Annotated in this window: 18 protein-coding genes and 1 pseudogene; 12 read left to right on the top strand and 7 right to left on the bottom strand. The window is 51.7% G+C overall.

Features of this window, described 5'->3' with window-relative positions:
- Nucleotides 1–185, bottom strand: a 185-nt coding sequence (locus KP699_RS14375) for a transposase (protein WP_215763103.1), incomplete at its 3' end; no start/stop codon positions are given.
- A 59-nt stretch (nucleotides 186–244) separates the two neighbouring features.
- Here KP699_RS14375 and KP699_RS14370 point away from each other — a divergent pair.
- The 6 genes and pseudogenes from KP699_RS14370 to KP699_RS14345 form a co-directional block, all read left to right on the top strand.
- Nucleotides 245–3,163: pseudogene (locus KP699_RS14370) on the top strand (type I restriction endonuclease subunit R); the annotation flags it as partial.
- 181 nt (nucleotides 3,164–3,344) lie between these two features.
- Entirely contained in the window at nucleotides 3,345–4,667 is a 1,323-nt protein-coding gene (locus KP699_RS14365) for a YaaC family protein (RefSeq protein WP_215763102.1), read from the top strand.
- A gap of 374 nt (nucleotides 4,668–5,041) precedes the next feature.
- A complete protein-coding gene (locus KP699_RS14360) occupies nucleotides 5,042–6,691 on the top strand; it encodes a DUF6538 domain-containing protein (protein WP_252347097.1) in 1,650 nt (549 codons plus the stop codon).
- Nucleotides 6,692–6,872: 181 nt separating this feature from the next.
- A complete protein-coding gene (locus KP699_RS14355) occupies nucleotides 6,873–8,159 on the top strand; it encodes a DUF3696 domain-containing protein (protein ID WP_215763101.1) in 1,287 nt (428 codons plus the stop codon).
- A complete protein-coding gene (locus KP699_RS14350; RefSeq protein ID WP_215763100.1) occupies nucleotides 8,156–8,686 on the top strand; it encodes a hypothetical protein in 531 nt (176 codons plus the stop codon). The genes KP699_RS14355 and KP699_RS14350 overlap by 4 nt, the downstream gene beginning before the upstream one ends.
- A 10-nt stretch (nucleotides 8,687–8,696) precedes the next feature.
- Entirely contained in the window at nucleotides 8,697–9,410 is a 714-nt protein-coding gene (locus tag KP699_RS14345) for an RNA ligase family protein (RefSeq protein ID WP_215763099.1), read from the top strand.
- A gap of 188 nt (nucleotides 9,411–9,598) precedes the next feature.
- Here the strand turns inward: KP699_RS14345 and KP699_RS14340 are convergent, their stop codons facing one another.
- Both KP699_RS14340 and KP699_RS16510 read right to left on the bottom strand, forming a co-directional pair.
- Nucleotides 9,599–11,809 (bottom strand): restriction endonuclease, encoded by a 2,211-nt coding sequence (locus KP699_RS14340; protein ID WP_215763098.1) that lies wholly within the window; start codon nucleotides 11,807–11,809, stop codon nucleotides 9,599–9,601.
- Between the two features lie 77 nt (nucleotides 11,810–11,886).
- Complete coding sequence (locus KP699_RS16510) at nucleotides 11,887–13,200, bottom strand: hypothetical protein (RefSeq protein WP_252347096.1); 1,314 nt, start codon at nucleotides 13,198–13,200, stop codon at nucleotides 11,887–11,889.
- A 303-nt stretch (nucleotides 13,201–13,503) separates the two neighbouring features.
- Between KP699_RS16510 and KP699_RS16505 the strand changes: the two genes are divergently transcribed.
- On the top strand, nucleotides 13,504–13,692 hold the full coding sequence (locus KP699_RS16505; protein WP_252347095.1) for a hypothetical protein: 189 nt from the start codon (nucleotides 13,504–13,506) through the stop codon (nucleotides 13,690–13,692).
- Nucleotides 13,693–13,841: 149 nt separating this feature from the next.
- Here the strand turns inward: KP699_RS16505 and KP699_RS14330 are convergent, their stop codons facing one another.
- Nucleotides 13,842–14,237, bottom strand: a complete 396-nt coding sequence (locus KP699_RS14330) for a plasmid mobilization protein (RefSeq protein ID WP_215763097.1) — start codon at nucleotides 14,235–14,237, stop codon at nucleotides 13,842–13,844.
- Between the two features lie 215 nt (nucleotides 14,238–14,452).
- Nucleotides 14,453–14,887, bottom strand: a complete 435-nt coding sequence (locus KP699_RS14325; protein ID WP_194257715.1) for a tautomerase family protein — start codon at nucleotides 14,885–14,887, stop codon at nucleotides 14,453–14,455.
- A 564-nt stretch (nucleotides 14,888–15,451) separates the two neighbouring features.
- Between KP699_RS14325 and KP699_RS16730 the strand changes: the two genes are divergently transcribed.
- A complete protein-coding gene (locus tag KP699_RS16730; RefSeq protein WP_215763096.1) occupies nucleotides 15,452–16,825 on the top strand; it encodes a DUF6538 domain-containing protein in 1,374 nt (457 codons plus the stop codon).
- A 232-nt stretch (nucleotides 16,826–17,057) separates the two neighbouring features.
- Nucleotides 17,058–17,522 carry a hypothetical protein gene (locus KP699_RS14315; RefSeq protein ID WP_215763095.1) on the top strand — a complete coding sequence of 155 codons (465 nt, stop codon included), beginning with the start codon at nucleotides 17,058–17,060 and terminating at the stop codon, nucleotides 17,520–17,522.
- A 5-nt stretch (nucleotides 17,523–17,527) separates the two neighbouring features.
- Here the strand turns inward: KP699_RS14315 and KP699_RS14310 are convergent, their stop codons facing one another.
- Nucleotides 17,528–17,926, bottom strand: a complete 399-nt coding sequence (locus tag KP699_RS14310) for a type II toxin-antitoxin system death-on-curing family toxin (protein ID WP_215763094.1) — start codon at nucleotides 17,924–17,926, stop codon at nucleotides 17,528–17,530.
- Entirely contained in the window at nucleotides 17,926–18,153 is a 228-nt protein-coding gene (locus KP699_RS14305) for an AbrB/MazE/SpoVT family DNA-binding domain-containing protein (RefSeq protein WP_215763093.1), read from the bottom strand. Before KP699_RS14305 ends, KP699_RS14310 begins: the two co-directional genes overlap by 1 nt.
- A 472-nt stretch (nucleotides 18,154–18,625) precedes the next feature.
- Between KP699_RS14305 and KP699_RS14300 the strand changes: the two genes are divergently transcribed.
- The 3 genes from KP699_RS14300 to KP699_RS14290 all read left to right on the top strand — a co-directional run.
- Nucleotides 18,626–18,847 (top strand): hypothetical protein, encoded by a 222-nt coding sequence (locus KP699_RS14300; RefSeq protein WP_215763092.1) that lies wholly within the window; start codon nucleotides 18,626–18,628, stop codon nucleotides 18,845–18,847.
- A 104-nt stretch (nucleotides 18,848–18,951) separates the two neighbouring features.
- The gene (locus KP699_RS14295; RefSeq protein WP_215763091.1) at nucleotides 18,952–19,308 is read left to right on the top strand and encodes a hypothetical protein; all 357 of its coding nucleotides are present in this window, start codon (nucleotides 18,952–18,954) and stop codon (nucleotides 19,306–19,308) included.
- Nucleotides 19,309–19,364: 56 nt separating this feature from the next.
- Nucleotides 19,365–19,538 (top strand): transposase (locus tag KP699_RS14290; RefSeq protein WP_215763104.1); only part of this gene is annotated, 174 nt, incomplete at its 3' end.

Here is a 19,538-nt window from a genome sequence, read left to right as displayed (position 1 = left end):
TCATCTTCCAAGGCCTTCAGTCGTTTGGCCTCAGATACCTCAAGGCCACCATMGCGGGTCTTCCATTTGTAAAACGTCGCATCACTGATCCCGTGTTTGCGGCAAAGATCAGAGACCTTGAGCCCAGCCTCCTGTTCCTTCAGCACCCCTATGATCTGCTCTTCCGTAAAACGACTGCGTTTCATTCGTCCGTATCCTTCTCGATCGGACTCTACTTTAAAATGGTTACATTTTCGGGGGGCACGTCAATGACTATCTGGTTAATGGCGTGCCGGTAGATGTGGTGCGCGAAGATGGCACCCAGTCTGGCGACCGGGTGCGCCTGCTGGATTTTGAAAACCCGGAAAACAATGACTTTCTGGTTGTGCGCCAGTTCGTCATTGAAAAGGACGAGGCCAACCGCAGGCCAGACCTTGTTCTGTTCGTCAACGGTATGCCGCTTGGGGTGATTGAACTCAAAAGCCCCAGTTCCGAGAACGCCACACTAGATTCCGCATGGAACCAGTTCCAGACCTATCGCAGCCTTATTCCCTCGCTGTTCCGCTTCAATGAAGCGTTGATGATTTCAGATGGTACACAGGCCCGCATTGGCTCGCTCACAGCCGACCGTGACCGCTTCATGCCATGGCGCACGATCAACGGTGAAGACCTGATCGCCAAAAACCATGAGGAAATGGAAACCGTGCTGCGGGGCGTGTTCACCCCACACTGGTTTCTGGGCCTGATCCGCGACTTTGTGCTGTTTGGCGAGAAGAGCGGTAGCCCGATCAAAATTCTGGCGGGCTATCACCAGTTTCATGCCTGCCGGAAGGCCGTGGCGCAGACCGTGCGCGCTTCGGCACCGGATGGAGACCGCAAGGTCGGTGTGGTCTGGCATACACAGGGGTCAGGCAAGAGCCTGCTCATGACCTTCTATGCAGGCGTAATCGCCCGCCACCCCGAGATGGAAAACCCCACCATCATTGTGCTGACAGACCGCAATGATCTGGACGACCAGCTCTTCGCCACCTTCTCCGGCGCACAGGCTTTGTTGCGCCAGACACCGGAACAGGCGGACAGCCGGGAGGACTTGCAGAAACTCCTCCGGCGCACCTCGGGCGGTGTCATCTTTACCACCTTGCAGAAGTTCCAGCCTGAAGACGGCGAAACCAGCCTGCCGATGTTGACCGACCGACGCAATGTCGTGGTCATGGCGGATGAGGCGCACCGCAGCCAGTATGGGCTGGAAGCCAAGTTCAACCCCAAGACCGGCAAAATGACCTATGGGTTTGCTAAATACCTGCGCGATGCCCTGCCCAATGCCTCCTTTATCGGCTTTACCGGCACCCCCATTGAAAATGCCGATGTGAACACACGCGGTGTTTTTGGCGAGTACATCGACATTTACGACATTGCGCAGGCTGTCGAAGATGGGGCAACCGTGCCCATCTATTACGAAAGCCGCCTTGTACGCATCGAACTGGATGAAGACCTCAAGGAAGAGCTAGACGACGAACTGGCCGATATTGTCGAAGGGCTTTCCGAGAACGAGGAACACAAGCTCAGCCAGAAATACTCTCGCGTAGAAGCGTTGGTCGGCTCGGAACCCCGCCTGCGTCGGATAGCCGAAGACCTTGTGATCCATTTTGAAAATCGCCTGACTGCCCTTGAAGGTAAAGGCATGATCGTGGGTATGAGCCGTGCCATCTGTGTGGCGCTCTATAACGAGATCATCCGCCTGCGCCCCACATGGCATAGTGATGATGACAACGAAGGAGCCATCAAGGTGGTCATGACTGGCAGTTCATCCGACCCTGCCGGGTTCCAGCCCCATATTGGCAAGAAGTCCAAAGCCCGACGTGAACTACTGGCAAAGCGCATGAAGGACAATAATGACCCGCTCCGTCTGGTCATTGTGCGCGACATGTGGCTGACGGGTTTTGACGTGCCTTCCATGCACACCATGTATGTGGACAAGCCCATGCGCGGGCATGGGCTGATGCAGGCCATTGCCCGCGTCAACCGCGTGTTCAAGGGTAAACCCGGCGGTCTGGTGGTGGACTATATCGGTCTTGCCCAGAACCTGAAAACAGCTCTGGGCGAATACTCCGCCGGAGACCGCGAACAGGTCGGCATTGATGAAGGCGAGGCCATCCGCGCCTTGCAGGAACGCTACGAAGTTGTGCGGGCCATGTTCAATCCCGGTCAGGCAGGTGGCTTTGACTACCGCCCTGCCTTGCAGGACGGCGCGACACCCAAGGCCAAGCTTTCCATCATGGCGGGAGCGCTTGACCATATTCTGGGCCAGCAGCAACGCGCCATAGCATCCGCCAAAAATGATGAAGAGCGCAAGGCCGCCCAGAAGCGCTACCCGGATGCCGTCAAAGCGCTCTCAGTCGCCTTTGCGCTGGCGTCCGCCAGTGATGAAGCCGCCAGATTGCGCGATGAAATAGGGTTTTTCGAGGCTGTCAGGGCAGCACTGGTCAAGAGCGTAAGTAATGGCAGCGATGGGCGCAGTGCGCAGGAGCGCGAACTGGCCATCAAGCAACTCGTCAGCAAAGCGGTCATTTCCACTGACATCATCGACATCATGGAAGCCGCTGGCATTGGAAAGCCTGATATTTCCATCCTCTCGGACGCGTTCTTGCAGGAAGTGCGGGAAATGCCCCAGCGCAATCTGGCTATTGAGGCGCTCAAGAAACTACTGGAAGGCCAGATACGCAGCCGAACGCGCTCCAATATCACGGAAGCCGAAGCCTTTTCACAAAGGCTGGAGCAGGCTGTTGCTCGCTACCATGCCAACGCCCTGACATCCGCCCAGATACTGGATGAGCTGATCCGCATGGCCCGAGACATGGCCTCTGCCCGTGACCGGGGAGAGGAGCTGGGTCTGACACAGGAAGAAATCGCCTTCTATGACGCACTGGCCCAGAATCAGAGTGCCAAGGAAGCGATGGGCGACCCCAGCCTGCGGGTTATCGCCACAGCACTGGTGAAGACCATTCGGGAAAATGCCACAGTGGACTGGACGGTGATGGCGCAGGCCCGCGCCAAGATGCGCACTTCCGTCAAACGCCTGCTCAGGCAGTATGGATACCCGCCGGATATGCAGGACGAAGCCGTGCAGCACATCCTGCGTCAGGCGGAACAGTTCGCGCCTATATGGGTAAAAGAAGAACAGTAATCATTTCGATCATATGGAAACATCATATAGGACTTTGAGCGCAATCAAAAAATGGCCATTCGCAGACCGTGGATTTGTAACAATCTAGCTTTTATGTTATTTGTAAACTCATGCTCCTAGCCACAGAATCACCACTTAGTATTATTCTTTATTCGAAATAAACATTGGAATTCCACTAAAAATGCTTGAACAAATCGCTTTAGATAGCCTCACACATACCGTCGCATCTAACCAACCAATGTTTTCTACAGTTCCTGATTACGCATCTCTCCTTCAGGAGAAGAGTAATATTCTTGAGAAATGGAAGGCATTAGGACAAAGTAACCAAAGAGGATTCGGTAGCTTACGAAAATTCGAAGCTGAAAATAACCTGATAGACATTAAAGATCCTGAACTTCTTCCCTCCAAAAATACCTATCTTCTTCACAATGAAATTCAGAAGCGTCTCTCACGCGAAGAACCGCTCAGTTTATTGCCAATCGAACCACTTGATTTTGATGATGCCACTCTCGAACTAGCCGAAAGTTTAGAAAATGTTATCGAAATAAAAGAGTTGTATAAATTAAGAAAAGCATCAGTTGGCAACAGTTCAAATGCAGGAATATCAACAGAAGAAGCCGCAAAATTAAAAAATTGCTTCAATCAAGGTAGGGAACTATTTCTTTCAGGAAGAAATGGATCTTTAATGGTTAAACCTCTTAATTTCTTCTACGCTTTGACTGCCTACACATATGGCGTGATTGTCTTAAATAGTCCGTTCCGATATAGAAAAGATATGCTGCCGGGCTCGCATGGAATGGCATACCTTCCGACCAGTATTCAAGCCCAATTCGGAGGAGATAGTGCCCGTGGCACTTTTAGTGATTTGGTTAGCTCGTTCCCGACTCATTTAATTAAAACTCCTGGGATTTCTTTTAATATTGATTGCTCTCGTTCTTTGATGAGTTTCTATGAAAATAGATTTGATGTAAGTTTGGGAACTTTACTTAGTATGGTCCCTGAAATGGCTGATTACTATCAATTAACCACGGGAAATCCAAGTCGTTGTTTTCCTTTAGAAATTGCTAGCACGAATAATATTCGAAGTGTTACTTGGGAATTCCAGATTGGTAATGGCGAAACACGCCCCTCAAGTGCATCAATTGAGCACGCTTTTAATGGCTTCAATGTGAGCGAACGTTATGGGAAAACAATCGTCACGGTGCCTGCGGCCAACGCTTCTAAATTAAATGCAATAATTTACACTGACCTTAGAGGAAATTTATGGTTTGTGGAAAACCCATTTTTCCCGATTATGTTACCTGAGATTGCCGTCCATTTTCTAATTACAAGTATATTTTCAAATATTATGAGATATCGCCCTGATGAATGGGGTAGTGTATTGCTAAATGAGGTTTCATCAAATATTTCCCTTCTCACTAGACATTATTTTTCTTCGTTTCAAAGGAAGTTTATGCTTCTAATTTTGAGAGCATCTTCGAGATTTATCCCGTATACAATATGAGATAACAGATAGGTTTATGCTCGCTTTCGGTTCACCACTTTCGAAGTTAATCACTGACACTTGGCGACAAATAGCTTGTTCTCTTTTTGCTGTCTGATACGAGGTTAAAAACCGACTCAATTTCCACAACGCCTTCAGTTTCGATGCTTCCCAGAATGCCTAACCAATGATATAAATCATTAACTGATTAGAAGACAGTTCGTCGTATTCTTTTTGCTGTTTCAACGGATTAGATTGGTGTCACTGCGGGTTGATGCGGGTTCGAGTCCCGCAGCTCGCACCACTAACCTATTGAAACGACAGAGAAAAACACGCCTCGGCGTTAAAAGGGGCGTTTGTCCCACAGTCTTTCCCATTCTGGGAGAGTTAGACGCATGCTGCGAATCGTCGGGTCGCAATATTATTTTCGGCGTTCTGTCCCTCTGGACCTGCGTCCTTGGTTGGGACGAGGCGAAGTCTCGCACCCGCTCAAAACGTCCAGTAAGTTGTTGGCACGGCAAAAAGCAGCTCTGCTCTACGCCAAGACAGGGCAATGCTTTGAGGAGATTCGGCGCATGACGACAGAGCCAGCACAAAAAGCTCTCACGGCCGCTGATATCATCCGCTTTTACGAGCAGTTCGTGAAAGACTGGGAAAACTATCACAATGTTCGGCTGCAAGAGGAAGAAACCAAGCACCGCGTCGAAATGGCCCAACAGGCGCTTCAGGCAAAAGCTTACATGCGGCAAGTCGACAATTTTTTGGACATCATTGCAGAGCATTTCGAACAGACCGACGCCTTTCTCGCTGCCTTGAAGCAGACCCAGGCACTGAATACGGCCGTTACGCAGACTCGCGAGGCGATGCTTCGTGATGAGATTGCCGGGCTTCGCAAACTGATCGTCGATATCAAAGCTTCAAGCGGCGCTTTAACGCCGGTGCCTACCCTCCCTGCTGAGGAGAAACCAGAAGACGAACCGCTTCAAGCCTTGCCGCCTCCGGCTCAAGGGAACCGTAAAAAGGCTAAGGCACAGACCATCAGCGCGATGGCTCAACGCTTTATTCTCAATGATGCCAGTAAGAGCGCAGACACGATAAAGGGAACGAAAACTACGCTCGACCTGTTCATCGAGGCTTTCGGAGACCTGTCCGTTAATCAGGTATCAGGCACAACGGCTGGAGACTTTCATGATTTACTCCTCGGGCTCCCTGCGACACATGGAAAATCCAAAAACCGTTTACCCATTCGAAAAGCCGTAGAAGCGGCCAAAGAGCAAGGGCTGGAAACAGTCAGCGGCAAGACCGTGAAGAACCACTTCTCCCGGCTATCGTCTCTCTGGTCCATGTTGGTTCAACGCGAAATCGTTGCCAGGAACCCGTGGTCGCAATGGTCTTTCAACACAACGAAAAAGACAGAACGACGCTGCTGGGCCGATGAAGAACTAGCCCTGCTCACACCGGATCAGTGGGAGCATCGCGGCATTTCCCGTCGAACGTACGCGGGGATGGTCAATGTGGCCCTTTATACTGGCCTGAGACTCGGAGAAATCTGCAATCTGCGCGGCCAAGACATCGAGAATATCCAAGGTGTAGCGTGCTTCCATGTCCGCCCCCATCCAGAGGACGGCTGGTCTCCGAAATCTGCCGCAGGAACGAGACTGGTTCCCATTCACTCCCAGCTTATCAAAGCGGGCATCATGAGTTTTTTGAAGCCAGGCCAGCACTTCCTCTTCCCGGACCTGCCGACATCGAGTGAAGGCGTCAGGGGCGCTGCCTTTGGGCAGGCGTTCTCAAAACTCAAAACCAAGCTCGACCTTCCGGCGGAAATTACGTTTCACAGCTTTCGGCACACAGTCTCAACGAAACTTCGCAATCAAAATGCGAACTTTCGAGAGTTATGGATTGATCGGGTGTTGGGACACGAAGCCTCGCACCGAAGCCAAGGAACGATGAACTACACCAGCTCAATCGATGTGCAGAACCTGAAAAGCGTTATCGAAGCTCTGGAATTCCCAACGTTCAGGTTAAACATTCCGGAGAGCTGACGGCGGTTATGGGGGGGGGGGGAAGGAGATTGTCCGCTATCGTGTGGCGATTGTGAAAAGCGGTCATACGTAATGTCGGCCGTCAAATAACTACAATCCTCATATATGCTGGGCATCTGCCAGCCTTTAAGATACTAATAGCACCTGAAAATCAAATTATTAAATCGGATTAGCTCTACTCATGTTTACACGGTTACGTTTAGTAAACTTCAAGGCTTGGTCGGACACTCAAGACATAAGTTTACGTCCATTAACGATGCTACTTGGTACTAACTCATCAGGGAAATCGTCTCTCATCCAAAGTTTGCTACTACTCAAGCAAACTGCTCAATCACCGGATCGGACAATCCACCTCAACCTCGGCGGAGACGAAATCAACGACCTATTTAATTTCGGTTCTTTCGACGATATTCTAAACCAAGGAGCCCAAACGCCGCGCCAGTTTTCTATTGAATTCGACTTTGATAATCGTGGCACTGGTCGGATCGACAAGGGTAGTTTTCGATGCTCTTATGGTCAGACTTCCTCTGGCAGTGTGACAGTCCAAGAACTTATACTCAAAACTGAGCACCGCCAATTTAAAGCAATCAGGCGAGAAAAGGGCGCATTTTCGATATTTGTTGATAGTGATCTCTCCCCTCGTGTTAAAGGACGTAATTATACGCCGGAGCGATCAATTGCTTTTTCAGCAGACGCTATCGCTGATCTCGACAAGGACGGCCAACTGGTCGAGGATTTGAGCCTAGCGATCCGACGTGAACTTGAGCATATAGTTTATCTTGGTCCGTTGCGCCGCAAGCCAGAGCGAGATTACCCTTGGAACAAAACAAAGCCGGGCGAGATAGGCCCCGACGGACGCAGCGCAGTTGATGCACTACTTGCCAGTGCTATTTTGCGAGGAGAGGAGCAAAATTATATTGTCAAAGAGGTTTCCTCTTGGCTCAAGAAAATGGGCATAGCAGATGAACTCGAAGTTCGTCAGCAAGGCCGATCAAATCGCTATGAACTAATAGTGCATCGAGATGGAACTTCATGTAATATTCGCGACGTCGGTATAGGCGTATCCCAAATTCTTCCAGTCCTGGTAATTTCTTACTTTGCTCCCAAAGGCAGCACAATCGTACTTGAGGAGCCTGAAATTCATTTGCATCCACTCGCTCAATCCGTCTTAGCCGAACTGTTTGCTGAGGTCAGTCGGAAGCGCGATGTCCAGTTCGTAATAGAGACCCATTCTGAGCATCTATTCCGACGCATGCAAACCTTGCTTGCCAAGGGAAAAATATCGCGGGAAAACGCGGCAATGTACTTTGTGGCACGCAAGAAAAAATCTGCTGATCTCAATAAACTCGAAATTGATGATTATGGCAGAGTGAAGAATTGGCCCGATGGCTTCTTTGGGGACGCGCTCGGTGAGACACGCGAACAAGCTCGGATTATGTTCGAGCGCCAGAAAGGTAGTGGGCGATGAAGCAACGTTATATCGTTGATACAAATGTTCTGATCGCTGCGAGCGCGGCCGACCCGGTGAATCCAACCGACATTGACGCGACGCCTAATGAACCAGAAGTACGACTTGCAGTTTGGAACTGGTTGGACACTTTCCAGCGGAGCGATAGCCGTCTTGTGCTCGATTTTGAACGTCAGATAGAAGCGGAATACAATAGAAAGCTCAAGTATGGTGATTTTGGTATTCAGGTGGTGATGTCGAAATGGGATAAATGTGCCGTTGACGGCGTGGTGGTCGACTATGATGGCGATGGAGATGGCATTTTACCTCCCTCGCTTGTGCCGGTAGTCCATGATCGGGCAGATCGAAAAATGGTTGCTGCAGCGCTGGCATCATATGCGCAGTTTGGTGAAGGTTGCATCGCTTTTGCAGGCGATACCGATTGGCACGACTGGGAGGATGAGCTTCTCGAGCATGATGTGTTAGTCGAGCCAATCATCGAAGAATGGTCCAGAGATAAACATTCAAAAAAGAAAATGAGAAAATAGTAGCACACAAATGACGACTTTCTTTCGTTTTCCATCGACCCCACATCTTGCATGGTTGAGTCATAATCCTGCTCCGCGCGAGGATAAATTTCTGTCGTCGTCTGAAGCTCTTAGCCTGCTTTCTGGCGAGGTGGAGGTCGAGGAAAAAATCGATGGTGCGAACATCGGGATTTCGTTATCTGCTGGTGGAAAAATACTAGTCCAAAATCGGGGGCAATATTTGACCCCCGCTTATAGTGGACAGTTTGGACGCTTATCTGAATGGTTAAATTTTCATGAAGAAATTCTTCGCGATTTCCTGACTTCGTCGCTTGTGCTTTTTGGCGAATGGACGGCTGCTCGTCATTCTATTGGATATGATCATCTTCCTGACTGGCTACTTTTTTTCGACGTCTACGACCGTGCAGCGGGAAGATTTTGGAGCAGCAGCCGACGAAATGCATTAGCGTCATCGGTAGGCCTGAAAGTCACGCCTACCCTGTTGCGGGGCCGAACAGATTTGGTTCAACTTGAAAAATTGTTAAATTCAAGTTCAAGCCGCTATCGAGTAGGGCCGATGGAAGGACTAATTATCCGCCGCGAGGATTCTCACTGGTGCGAATGCCGTGCCAAGCTCGTACATGCTGATTTTACTCAAGCTATTGGCGAGCACTGGAGCCGTCGGCGCATCGAGTGGAATCAAGTGGATTGGTCGGGAAGCATCGATGAATCTCAATTCAAATAGCCTATCGCAGACTGTCTGCTGAGCGGAAGGCCATTTTATAAGTGGCACGTCGGACTTGTAGGCGGAAGCCGTCGCTCCATGGCCCCAAGGGAAATGGTCGCTAAGTCGAAGGGTTTCGGACGCCGGCAGGCGTACGAAAGTCTTGCAAGTACGACCCGCGCGACGACCGCCGCTGCGAAGGAAGCGTGTCAGCAGCCCCTCAGGCCACCGAACATCGACCGGATCTCCACATCACTCATATTGCGATGGGACGTGATCCCGCCCCCGCGGTATCCCTCCTCCGGGTCGTGCAGCGGCGCATGCTCCTCCAACGTCTCCCGCAGCCATTGGATGTCGCGCTTTACCGTGTCGGCCGGGAACCCGCGCCTCTCCATCAGTGCGAGCACGCTCCTCTCGAACTCGTCGAGGTCATCGAGGGTTGTGATCGCCTCGAGGTAGCTGTCCACGCTGCGTGTGAAGGTCCACATGGCGGATTGGACGGCGGTGGCGGCCCGCTCTTGATCGTTGCCGTGCGTGAACAGCGCCTCGTCCATGCTTTCGATGTCCACGAGTGGCAAACACATCGTCTTCTTCTCGAGCATAGTGGCGGCAGCCTCCGTGGCGACGGACCGGACGCGGGTCTCGACCTCGGTCGGCAGAAGCGTCATCGCGGACCTCTCGAGTAGCGAGCAGATCTCCCGCACCTCCTCCTCATCGACGCCCTGCTGCTCAATCGCCACCAGTGCCGCGAGCATCCTGTCGATCAGCCCCTGGTCACGGAACTCATCGCAGAGGTCGAGGGAGAGCTCCAGATACGTGAAGCGCTGCGCACTGCCGCCATTGCGAACCCTGTCGAGTGCTGCGGTCCAGACCGGCGTCGCCCCCTTCCAATCGCCCCGATGGGCACGAAAGATCGCGAAGCACTCGCTAAGCTCGCTTGCGGTCTCGATGCGGGGGACGATGTGAGGCATTAAGCGATCGACCTGAATGACGCTTCTGAGATAGTCACGGAGGCCAGGATTGGTGAAGTGGACGAGATTGTTGAGAATGCTGAGAGCAGAGCCCTCGATTTCCTGATAGGCGGCTCGGAATCGAGCCTCGATCTCCGAGGGGTGCAGGGTGTTGCCCAATGCCATGGCAACGCGCACGAAACTGTCTTTCAAAAGAGTGATCCCGACGAACGCGCCGTTGATCGCCATTGCGAGCAGTACGGTTCGCGCATCCTCGGACATATGCTGCCTGTAGGGCCGGTCCCAGAGCTCGTGCGGATTATCGAGAGCGTGCTGGATCAACTCACGCATGGGCCGCTCGTCCAAGGCAAGATATTCCGACCGCGTCAGCATCTCGATCAGGCGCGGATTGAAATTCTTGTGGTCGATCATGGTCAGATAGAAGCCGTCTTCGAGAATGGCGCCCTTCTGGGTCTCGGTCAGGCCAGAGAAGTGGATGTGGTTGTAGAGAATCCGCGCCTTCGCCTCGCGGGTGTAGGCGCCGACGTTCAGGACGTAGCTGCGGACTCCCTTCGCCGCGCCGAGTCGAGCCGACAGCATCTTCGCCTGCGCAAGCACGTAATCGCGCGTCGTGAGGATGAACCTGATATCCTTCTGGGCCGCCACTTGGGATAGCAGGGGCGGCAGCCTCGCATCCAGGCCGCGGACGTGGTCCGCGGAGAGACCGACCTGACCGAGGAAGTCGTCGAAGAAAATCAGACGCCTTTCGCCCTTGCTGGCGACCGCCATTGCCTCCTCAACATCGTCCACGACGAAGATCCGCCAACCCTGCTCGGCATGGCGCCACAGCAGAATCTGAGCCAGCGTGGTCTTTCCGACGCCCGGCGTGCCCGCGATGATCAAAGCCCCCGTGTCTGCCAGCAGCGTCTCAGCGTCGGTCACGCTCTGGTTCTGAACAAAGCGGGGTATCATGCCCCGGATGATCTCTAACTCAGCCGCCGTCCGGTTATAGACGCCGCTGTGAATAATGCGCTCTAGCACGGCCGAGCTCGCCATCCACAGCTTGAAATGGCGCTGCTCTACCTCCGGATGGAGGCGCAGGAGATTGTTGATATCCTCACGACCCAGGATGTCGACCTCTGCCAGCGGCACCCCCGGCATCGCCGCCACGATCTTGGTCTTCAGTGTCTGCGTCATCGAGACGGATGTCGCCAGCAGGTATCGGCTCGGCACGAGGGCGATCGCCTTGGGGCATTCAAGACGCATCGCCCGCACCAGGGCCGCCGGGCCACTGCGGACGTAGTGCTTCGCCTGCACGACGACCTGGTGCGGTCCGGACATGTATCTGACGTCGACGCCCTGATCTCTACCGGGTCCGAAGCTCTCCAACCTCCGCGACCAATGGGCCTGCAGCAAGTCGCGGACAAGCTCTTCGAAATCGAGAGGGGAGAGATCGTGGAAGTCATTCATGTCGAGGGCACCATTCTCCTAATTTTTTCGCCAAAAGGGAAGCAGGAATTGATCAGCGCAGCCAGTTCGCGGCTCGCCTAGCAATGTCGGCTTTCGGGAAGCTCTGCTAACCGCCTGTGTGTCCGCGAAGTAGGCGAAAGCGAGGAGGTGGGGGACGTCTTCTTTCGCAATGCCATTGGCTGAGACCCTCGAGTGACACCAGAACGATGAGCAGGCGCCAGTGATACCGGCGCATTCCTGTTATCAAAACGATCCAGCTCCCTCAGCGCCATCTGAAGCTGTCCCTGTCGTTTCAAATCTCTGACTGCAAGGCGAACATCCTCGGGAAGCGACCATGACAGCCGGTACAAGCGCTCCAGTCTGGCAATGGTCTGCTTGGCCTGCTCACACTGCGGCACACGCTCCGCATGCCACTGGGCGATCATCCGGGCCCGTTTGTGCTCCGCCTCCCGGCAGCGATCCTTGATCCAGAGGCGACGGGCTTTCTCATCCAGCAGGGTCTGAAGCAACTCGCGTCTCTCTTGCAGATAATCCTGCAATGTCACTTCCCGTTCTATCGGAACCGGGCACTGGATCGGATCAGGCTTCTGACTGCTCAGCCCAAGATGATACAAAATGAACTGGACGAGATAACGCAGGATTTCCGCCAGTTGAGCCAGCGCCTGGCGGTATTGCTCCTCTGCTTGCGACAGTCTTCTCTTCCGAGAGAACAGGATTTTCCGGGCTTCCAGTTCATCCAGCTCCTGTCGCGCCAGCTCAACGGCCTGATGGGCCTGCTTCAGTCTGCTCCATCCTTCTTTCATCATCCGCATGATGCATTCGCTCTGGATATCGAGAGGGCTATCTGGCCCATAGCGCCGTTCGAGCGGATGCCGGGCATTCAGGATGCTTCGGGCAGCCTGCATCTCCTGCTTCCAGTCTTTTAAATAAATCCGGAACCCCTCGCTGAACTGTTCGGGGTATCGAAGCGAACCGATGGACGGCAATCGCTTTCGGATCGCGGCCGCTTCTCTTCGACCCTGTTCATGGAGCCTCTGTCGATCCAGGGCTGATAATGAGGCTGGCGGAACCCAGATCAGGTTTTTCAGAGCACGTTGTCGCTCTACCCGCTGCTGATGCCGTCCTTCCTGTTGCCCCAGTCGTCTCACGACAGGTCGAAGATCCACAGGGAGCGGTCTGGAAGACTCTTCATCGAGAAGACGACAGAACTCTTTTGTGCGGACCTTTGTCAGGCGTGTGAATGATCCGATCAGCAGGCCGTCATGTGTCTCAATGACATGAGCGTCCCGCCTCCGATCCGTACGGTCTCCCGGTCGCATGCGCCAGTTTTTCTCGGCAAGAAGGCGGCGAAACGTCTTCAGGTCATTTCCCGACTTTTCCCAAAACGCCATGATCTCGCGTCTGGCCGCAGGCAGATCAAACCCCTGACGTTCTGTCATTCGCCTTGCTTGTGATGTGTAAGCAGAAACTGGACGTGCCGAATTGTCTTCCAGAACCAGAGCCGCAACCTTGTCTGCGGCCTCAGAATTTCCGGCCTCTCTCAAAGCCTTTGCAATAGCCCGGTCATGCCGCCCAGGAACGAGGGTGTGACCCAATCTCAGTTCTTCCAGGCGAGCGATCTTTTCCAGACGCTGCCATGTGAATTTACTGCTGAGAACATGGTCGTCTTGCCATTCCGGCAGTAGGACATGGCCATGGGTGCTGCCATCTTTCTGGTGGATGACCAGAGTCATGCGCGCAGGGTCAGCGCCCAGCTCAAGGCAGATCTTATTGGCAAAATGGGCGAGTTGCCCATCGCTCATCGGTGCAGATGGATTGAAAGCAATATGCCGCAGGCCGTAGCGAATATTTTCGCGACGCGCTTCTTTCATCGAATCTTTTAACAGGTAGTCACTGCCTGCAATCAGACGAATAGCCTCGTTCTTTGCGCCAGACAGAACATGCCTTGAGACAGCTTGGTGCCCGCTACTGGTTTTAATTCTTGTTTCTTGAACAATCATGGCGTCGCACCTGCGAAAACATGACTATCGGTTCAGTGCATGAGAGGAACGGAAACAGACCGGGCCCTCTGGACACGAACCGGACGCAAATCTCGCAACAAATGATCGGTCCGGTTTTTCAGGCGGTCGATATCCTGTAACGTGTCACTACAGGCAACGGCGTCACCGAGATGAGCAGCGTGCGCCAGCTGATTCAAGTTATTGCCAATCCGTCCCAGCTCGCCACGCAACTGACGGAGCTCACGGCTGACCATTCCGCCGCGATGGTGAGACAGGACGGCATCCTGCAACAATGTCCGGACCCAGTCAGCGGTCGTGGCGTGACCTAGAAACCGGGCGCTCTGGCTCCATCGTGCCAGTTCATCGGGAGACGCACGCACGGACAGGCGGGAAGATCGGATACGGGATGGAGATGAAGCATCGGGCATAGCAGGGCATCCTGTTTTCTGTGGGGGTCAACGGGGGAGGTACTCCCCCTTGCCAGCTGTTTCGTGGGTAGCCACGAAGCACTGCTGGCTCAGGACAGAATAACTCCCAAAAACAGGATAGCAATTCAGAAGTCAGATTTCAGAAAACGACAGAAGAAAAATAAAAATACTTCGACTTTGATTATTCTCTCCCATCGTTTGACTGAAAATAATTTCTACACAGGCTCAGCATTTTCTGGTGGATGACGCAGGTCATTCAATGAAATCGTTTGTCCAAACACACCCCAATTTTCGGGGGGAACATCACGCAGAACAATATAGACAGGCACCAAATCATCAGCGGCCAAACCAGCCGCTTCGCGGACAGCCTCTGTAAACCCAGCAAACAGTTTTTGCTTGGCGGCTGTGTCAAAGCCGCCTTCGAAGGCATTGACCTCAATGCCAATCACATTGCGACCGTCTGTTTTGCCACCGTGATAAACCATACCCTCGGCGTATTCCCGAAAATAAATCCAGGTCGTACTGCGAACAAAAGGCGTGTCGGGCAGTTGTTCCGCATCAAGGGCGATAGTGGTCAGCGTCTCTGCCAAACCGTCCCGTTTCTCTTTGCTGAAGGTTCCAACCGGATAATTGATATAAATGAGGGGCATCGTTTGTCCTGACATCAACACAACGCAGAAAGGCGCTGGGACTTCGGACCGAACGTTAAGCTGCGAGACGTTACCCTCACAGCTTTGCTGCCATCACATGCCGGTGAAGCTCATTGGCGTCTCTCAACACTCCTGGTCTTGAGGACGTTCGAAACGAAAATCGACGGGCAACTTCCGGCCAATCGTTTTCAGAGACTGCAAAGCCTCTTCCTGGCTTTTGCGAGAAGGCTCCCGAACGTCCTTATCGTTCTCTTCCTGCATCTCAACCCCCTTCTCTCTTATGAGCTTCCAGTCGCCCAAACATATGTGGCTCATATCGCTTTCATGGCGTCTTGACCTTACCAGAATGTCTGCCAGAATCTGGTCTGATATTAAGGCACGGAAAGACTGACGTCGGCATTTTCGGCGTATTTTCAATGGCTTGGCTGCGGGACGCGTCCCGCAGCATTGGGTTCGAGTCCCGCAGTTCGCACCACAGACACCTGAAATAGCACGATTTTTCGGCTGAATGAGGGGCAAAGGCCGTCTTTGCTCCATCATCCTTCCCCATCGAGGGAAGATTTTATGCTCCGTGTCCGAGGCACTACCTACCACTTCCGCCGTATCGTTCCCCCTACCCTGCGAGCAGCCTTAAACCGGCGGGAAATCTGGGTTTCCCTGAAAACTGGCTACCAGAACGAAGCCCGCAAACGGGCATCACTCCTTCATGCCAGAACCACTGAATTATTCTCTCAGGCCCATTTGGCCCTCTTGGAACCAGACGCTTTAAGCAGGCTTGAGGGACTGCGGGTTGCACTGCGGGATTTGCAGAGCATGAACCTGCCTTCATCTGCTCAGGAAACGAGGTCCGTGCCAGCTTCAGCACTGGTGCCCAAACCCCTAACAGTGAAGAAAGCAACCAAACCCGCCAAGGCTACTCCCCTTATGCTTTCGGGTGCCTTAAAACGCTTCGTGCTGGATAATTCCCATGCCAGCACCGACACCAAGAAAGCGACCCAGCGGGCAGTAGATCTCTTCCTGCACGCTTTTGGAGATGCCCCTGTATCCATCATAGGGGGCGAAAAGGCTGGAGCCTTCCGTGACCTGCTGTTTTCCCTTCCTGCCTCACTGGGCAAACGTAAAAGCAGCCTCACCCTTGAAGAAGAAGCACAGAGAGCCAGAGAAGAAGGTCTGCCAACCTTGAGCGGCAAGAGCGTTAAAAACCACATGATGCGTCTCTCTGCCCTGTGGAACCAGCTACACCAGCGGGAACTGGTCACACGCAACCCATGGACTGGCTGGAATTTCGAGAACGGACAGAAGACCATACGCAGAAGCTGGACTGCCAGAGAACTGGCTTTGCTGGCCTCTGCCACATGGCATAGTACTTCTGTGCCAGAAGAGACTTTCCGGCTAGTCACATTGATTGCAGCCTATTCGGGGATGAGGCTAGGCGAAATCAGCACCCTGCGTAAAGAGGACGTCCAGACTGTTGACGGTATCCCCTGCTTTCTTATCCGCCCCCATAGCGAAACCGGCTGGGCACCCAAGACTGACGCTGGCACCCGCATGGTGCCAGTCCATTCAAAACTGATTGAAGCAGGAGTTCTGGCTCTTAAGGATACTACTGATGGCCCTTATCTCATTCCGGGTCTGGAAACCTCGAAACGGGGTGTCAGGGGCGCAGCCCTTGGCAGAGCTTTCTCATTGCTCAAGACCCGTATCGGCCTGCCCGCCGAAATCACGTTTCACTCGTTCCGGCATACTGTCTCAACCCAGCTTCGAAACGCAGATGCCAATATTCGGGAGGTCTGGATTGACCGCATGTTAGGTCATGAAGCAACCCACAAAAGTCAGGGCACCACGACCTATCTCACCGGCATCTCAACAGCCAATTTGCTGCAAACCACAGAAGCAATAAGCTATCCGGAAACAGCCTTCATAAGGAGCACGTTTTAAAAGGGAGTTTTAAAAGGGAGCCAGCAGTGTTGAATGGCTACCCATTCAACATCTGGCAAGGGGGAATACCTTCCCCCGTTGACCCCCAAAAGCCAAAAATTTATCCACACAAACCATACTTCCTATACCAGAGTGGTCTGCAAAATGATTTGTAGATTTGCAAGATATTCTGTAAAAGGAATAAATTGGAATTCAATCTTGGAATAATAAATTGTTCAAAATAATACTTTTTTTGTTAATAAGTTTAATACCGACTCTTACTTATGCACAAAGCAAAGCGAATTCTAAAATTTTAGAAAATTTTGTAGATTCCCTCGGCACAAAAAATGATGCTATAAAGACGCCTGAAAATCTGCCATCATCGCAATATCTAAAATCTCACTTCAGTATCAAACCTGATAAGCTATATCTTTTTTTTACTGGTCAAATATTTTCTTGTAATTTTCGGTCTGAAAAATGGACCCATCAATCAATTAGCTATTTTTTAAATGATATAAATAAAAAGGTTAATGGTTTTCTCGAATACTCATCTGAGAAAGACCATAACTTGCTACAAGATACACTCCGCGCCTCTCAAAAAGATGCAATGACATATTTCAATGCTGGAAAGTCCGTTATTATGTCTTCATCCGATTGTGATGCAAACATTCGTATTGAGGCTTCAAAAATTGATTCTATAATAGGATATGTACCTTAATATTTTTAAGAAAGAATTCTCTTTTGATTTAACCATTGAGCAAAATTCTTTTCTTCCAAGACGCCTGATGCGAGGGCAACCATAATTTCGACTGCCTCTGATGCACTTGCTTGAATATAAACTCCGTTCAAACGTAAAAAAAGTACGCCGCAATTCCAGGCCGTCCGTTTGTTTGCATCATTAAAAGGATGGTTACGAGCAATACCATAAGCATAGGCGGCCGCCAGAGTAGCCATATCGGGCGCTTCACTATCCGCATAATGCCAACGATTTTCTGGCCGCGCTAACGCGCTATGCAACAAGTCTTCGCTTTTGATGCCTTGTGTTCCGCCATATTCCCTGAGTGCTTGATCATGCATAAACAGCACCACATCAGGTTCAAGAAACTCTGGTTTCTCCGTCATTACCGCTTAGCCAACTCCTGAAGCACATCAGCCTGCTCTCGAAGCGTCTCACGCGCCATTTGCATCTGATGTTCCAACTTCAAATTACGCTTCACCAGCTTGATACCATCGGCCATCTCGACGAGTGTGAGTTCCTGCCCTACTTCCAGACCCAGCCGAATACGTGTTTCCGCAGGAAGGGTAATTCCGATAGAATTTCCCTGTTTCCGCACAACAACTGTTTCCATGACTCATCTCCGTAATACAACTTGTATTACATAGCAGAGACTATTGGCACCATTCAACAACGAAACACTTATGAGTAGTCCGCAGGATTGAACTCTGCGCCACTATCTTGACTGCCCCACGAGTTTGCTCCCACAGTGAACCCGCAGTTACCATATGAAGGATGATTTCGTCTAAAATTATCGTTCTGTTTCAATGTGTTATCTGATTGGTTGCGATCATAAAGAGCGGGTTCGAGTCCCGCAGTTCGGATGGCTTCTTTTTATATTGAAAAGCAGTACATTATATTGTTAATACTTATTATAATTATTAATAAATTTAGTTCCTATTTATATTGAACCTCATTTTTTCCTCGTCTTTTTGAGGTTTCTTACTCTCCATTCCCCAAAGGATTTTGGATTTCTTTCCTTTCTTCTGATTTTTTCAATGAGTGAGACCTCGTTCTTCTTCCTTTTGAACGAGAGAAAAATATCCATGTCACATCATGACTCTATAGCATCTACCGTCGAAGCAGATGTCTTCCAAATTGCAGCACTGCATCGCCTTCTGAGCTTTACCCTGACCGAGTGTCTGGGGGGAAATGGCTTTGACACCTCTGTCCTTGAAGGGGCCGTGGTCCTTACGCGTGTGATCAACCAGAAATTCAATCGCGTGACGAAAGCCATTCTGGACGGCCCATCTGTGCAACAGGATTGATCCCGACAGACGTCCTCATCACACTTTTCATCTTCCCACTCATCATATGTCGCTATCGAACAGTTCGTTGCTGCACAGACATAAAATTCTCCAGGACATCACCCATGACTTATGACCGCTTCAATAACCGGATGCCACACTGGCTGTCAGAGCAGTTCTTCCGTCCGGCAGAGCTAGACCACTATGCTCGTATCTCCCGTGAACTGCTTGTTACTCCTACACCACAGATGCTTGAATTCTGTAATGGCGCTCAGGAAATTGTCTCCCGCTACAATACTGACAAGACCCTCTGGCGTCTGTTTCGCCAGAAAGTTACTGAACGTCATCCAGATCTGCCAGCGTGGCAGCAGGATGTTTGCATCAATGGCCACAAAATTAGCAGCATGGTCGAATTGGCCGTGTATCGCCGGCTGCTTCTGGAAGCTCCTGCTATGCTCAATCTTAGGCTCAGGACCTATTAATTTATTGAACTGAGCGAGAGGTTGTGATTCACAGGTTTACCGATGGAGGGTAGCCTGTGAGTGATGTGTTTATGCTGTCTGAGCGCCAGATGGAGCGGATTGAGCCTTTTTTTCCTCTGGCGCACGGCGTGCCACGCGTGGATGACCGGCGTGTTCTGAGCGGGATCGTTTATGTCATCCGCAACGGCCTTCAGTGGAAGGATGCCCCGAAAGCGTATGGTCCGCACAAG

This window comes from Acetobacter sp. P1H12_c, from assembly GCF_018811975.1.
Taxonomy (GTDB): Bacteria; Pseudomonadota; Alphaproteobacteria; order Acetobacterales; family Acetobacteraceae; genus Acetobacter; species Acetobacter persici.
This window is presented reverse-complemented; position numbering and strand designations above follow the sequence as displayed.